General features: G+C 73.3%; 1 protein-coding gene. It reads right to left on the bottom strand.

The annotated features are described in order from the left end of the window. Positions 1 to 533: 533 nt before the first annotated feature. Positions 534 to 1,319, bottom strand: coding sequence for a hypothetical protein (locus tag D8M29_RS12085; RefSeq protein WP_127446014.1), 786 nt, complete (start codon positions 1,317 to 1,319; stop codon positions 534 to 536). Positions 1,320 to 1,522: the final 203 nt, after the last annotated feature.

Here is a 1,522-nt window from a genome sequence, read left to right on the forward strand (position 1 = left end):
TTAGCGTGGGTCATGAGCGGGCTCTTTCCAGCGGATGGGTTGTTGAGGAACTTCCATCCTGCCGGGCGGGGCCCGCTCGTCTCATCTCAGCCCGGGCCTCGTGCCAAGAACCTCATGACCCACAACAGCTAGAGCTGCCGGCCGCCGCGGCAGCTGGAGCCGCGGGCCCGGGCCATCTCCCCGACACGGTCCGCGGCGGGGCCCTCGCGGCCGGCAGCCGAGAGCGCGTGGGGCCGCCGACGGTTGGAAGCTCAGCAAGGGGGGAGGGCGCGGAGACGGCGGCACGGCAGGGCCCCGCCGTGGGGGTGATGTCTGGGCCGGCGACCGGCGGGGGACGTGTCGTGGAGGGGCAGCCAGCTGCCGGCGCCGCGCTGCGAGCTCGCGGTGCCGCGGAGACAGCGGCATCCGCCGCGGGCGGACGGCCCCGCCCGTATCGTGCGGGCGGGGCCACCGGGGGGTGTGGGCGCTCGCGGCCCGGGCGGTCAGCGGCGGGGCCGCCGCAGTGCGACGACCCCGCCGAGAGGGAGAGGGGATCAGGCCGTGGCCGGAGCCTCGGCGGTCCCGCGGGTGCTGGCCCGCTCCACGGCGGAGCCCTCCCGCACGCTGGCGGACTCCGGGGACTGCATCAGCGGCACGGCGCGGAACAGACGTCCCACGCCCTCGTACTCGGCGTCGATCGTGGGGAGCTGATCCCGACGGATCGGCATCAGAATGCCGTGCGCCCACTGGCCGTGGACCCACGCGACGGGCTTGCCCGAGTGGTTGGTGTCCGGGTCGAACGTGAGCACCTCACCGTCGCTGGTGTACCGCGCCGTCACGTCGGCCAGCGCCTTGACGTACTTCGGATTGACCGTGAACGTGCCCTCCTCGAGCGCGCCCCGCGGCTGGGTGTGCAGGCGGAACAGGGAAGCGATCTTCGGATACTCGTCCGCGTCCGCGGCCGCGTAGTTCTTCAGCGGCACCGTCTGCACCTGCCCGTTCGCCGCGTGGACGGTGAACGTGACGGTGTCCTCGTCGGCCGTCAGCTCCACCGTGCCGTCCTTCTTCGCGGCGCGGAGCACCGGGAGCAGAACCTTCAGGCCCGAGCGGTGCAGGCGCACCGGCGGCAGGCCCGCGCCGTGCGCGGGCGCCTCCAGGGCGTACTCGGTCAGCGTGCGGGCGAGCTGGTAGCGGTCCGTGCTGTAGGCGATCAGGCCCTGGTCGGTCACCTCCAGGGGGACCGTGGTCAGGCGAGCCCCGACCGGCTCGTCGGCGAGGCGGGCGGGGTAGGAAGCGACATCGAGACCGCGGAGCAGCTGGCGGGCGTTGAACGTGAGCATGAGAGCCTCCAAGGCTAGGGGTGCAGGGGGCCGGTTGCCTCCCGCTGAGTCAAACCATACACGCGTTATGGTGTGGGCGCAATCGGTTGTGTGGTGTTGTTTCTGGTGGGGGTGTGGTGGTGTGCTGGCGGTGTTATGGCATGGGCGGGGGTGGGGGGCTGCGCGGGGTGCCGGCCCGCCGGCCCGCCGGCCCGCCGGCCCCT

This window comes from Micrococcus sp. HSID17227 (assembly GCF_003989405.1).
Lineage (GTDB): Bacteria > Actinomycetota > Actinomycetes > Actinomycetales > Micrococcaceae > Micrococcus > Micrococcus luteus.